The following is a 1780-nucleotide window of genomic DNA, read 5'->3' as shown; positions in this document are numbered from 1 at the left end:
CGCCGCCGACACGGCGCTCGCCGCGGCCCGGGCGGCCGGCGGCGACTGCTGGCGGCTCTCGGCCCGGCCGCCCGGGGAGTCCGGGGAGCCCCGCGCCGACCGCTCCGAACAGGCCGCTCGCACGCCCGATCACGGAACGGATGCCGAACGTGACCGTACGGAAAAGGCGGGTAGTGTGTCGGCCTGTGTCGGCCGGGACCCGTTCGCCCAGCCGGTCGCGACCCATACGACTGCCACCGCGGCCGGGCCCAGCGACGTGCTGTCCTAGCCGTCCGCCCGTACTCGGCCGGGCGAAAACGTGCCTGAGTAAGGTGAACGCATGACGACGACCAACCCCCGAGTTCCGGTGACCAAGGCCGTGGTGCCCGCGGCCGGACTGGGCACCCGCTTCCTTCCGGCGACCAAGGCCACCCCGAAGGAGATGCTCCCGGTCGTCGACAAGCCGGCGATCCAGTACGTCGTCGAGGAGGCCTCCGCCGCGGGCCTGTCCGACATACTGATGGTCACCGGGCGCAACAAGCGGGCCCTGGAGGACCACTTCGACCGCGCCTACGAGCTGGAGGAGCTGCTGGTCCGCAAGGGCGACGAGCAGCGCCTGGCCCGGGTCCGCGAGTCCGTCGAGCTGGCCAACATGCACTACGTCCGCCAGGGCGACCCGAAGGGCCTCGGCCACGCCGTCTCGGTCGCCGAGCAGCACGTCGCCGGCCAGCCCTTCGCCGTCCTGCTCGGCGACGACCTGATCGACCCGCGCGACCCGCTGCTCTCCCGGATGATCGAGGTGCAGCAGCAGCTCGGCGGCTCGGTCGTCGCCCTGATGGAGGTCGACCCCTCCCAGATCCACCTCTACGGCTGCGCCGCCGTCAAGGCGAACGGCTTCGGCGAGGACGTCTTCCAGGTGACCGACCTGGTCGAGAAGCCCGAGCCCGGCGAGGCCCCGTCGAGCTACGCCGTGATCGGCCGCTACGTCCTCGACCCGCTGGTCTTCGACGTGCTGCGGGAGACCCCGCCCGGCCGCGGCGGCGAGATCCAACTGACCGACGCCCTGCGCGAGCTGACCAACCGCGAGGCGGCGGACGGCGGTCAGGTGCACGGCGTGCTCTTCAAGGGCCGCCGCTACGACACCGGCGACCGCGCCGACTACCTGCGCGCTATCGTCCGTCTGGCCGCCGAACGCGAGGACCTGGGCCCGGAGTTCCGCTCCTGGCTGCGGGAGTTCGTCGGCTCCGAGATGCAGGACTGACGCAGGACCACGACCGAGGGAGCGAGCCGCCGATGACCGGGTCCACCGAGCACAGCACCATGCCCAGCGCCTGCTGCGACGCCGGAGCGGACCCGGCCCCGGCGGCCCCCCGCCTCTGGACGGTGGACGAGCACCTCGCCGACGTGCTGGCCGCGGTCGGCCCGCTGCCCGCGATCGAGCTCCAGCTGCTGGAGGCCCGCGGCTGCCGGCTCGAGGAGGACGTGGTCGCCGACGGCGACCTGCCGCCCTTCGACAACAGCTCGATGGACGGCTACGCGGTCCGCACCGCCGACACCGAGGGCGCCACCGACACCTACCCGTCGGTGCTCTCGGTGGTCGGCGACATCGCGGCCGGCGCCGACGTGCTGCCCAGGGTCGGCCCCGGCCAGGCCGCCCGGATCATGACCGGCGCCCCGATGCCGCCCGGCGCCCAGGCCGTCGCCCCGGTCGAGTGGACCGACGGCGGCACCGGCACCGGGGTGGCCGCCGCCGCGATGACCGCGCCGGTCCCGGACGAGGAGGTCCGGGTGCTGCGCCCGG

Annotated in this window: 2 protein-coding genes and 1 pseudogene; all 3 read left to right on the top strand. The window is 74.0% G+C overall.

Annotated features, from left to right (window positions below; genetic code table 11):
- On the top strand, window positions 1–268 hold a 268-nt coding region (locus AE652_RS48860; RefSeq protein ID WP_234348726.1), incomplete at its 5' end, for a hypothetical protein.
- Window positions 269–319: 51 nt separating this feature from the next.
- Window positions 320–1240, top strand: a complete 921-nt coding sequence (gene galU / locus AE652_RS40770; protein WP_049660927.1) for a UTP--glucose-1-phosphate uridylyltransferase GalU — start codon at window positions 320–322, stop codon at window positions 1238–1240.
- A gap of 59 nt (window positions 1241–1299) precedes the next feature.
- A pseudogene (locus AE652_RS40765) lies at window positions 1300–1780 on the top strand (molybdopterin molybdenumtransferase MoeA); the annotation flags it as partial.

The sequence above is a fragment of the Kitasatospora sp. MY 5-36 genome, from assembly GCF_001182915.1.
Classification (GTDB): domain Bacteria; phylum Actinomycetota; class Actinomycetes; order Streptomycetales; family Streptomycetaceae; genus Kitasatospora.
Note: the sequence above shows the minus strand (reverse complement) of the source record. Positions and strands in the feature narration are given on the sequence as shown.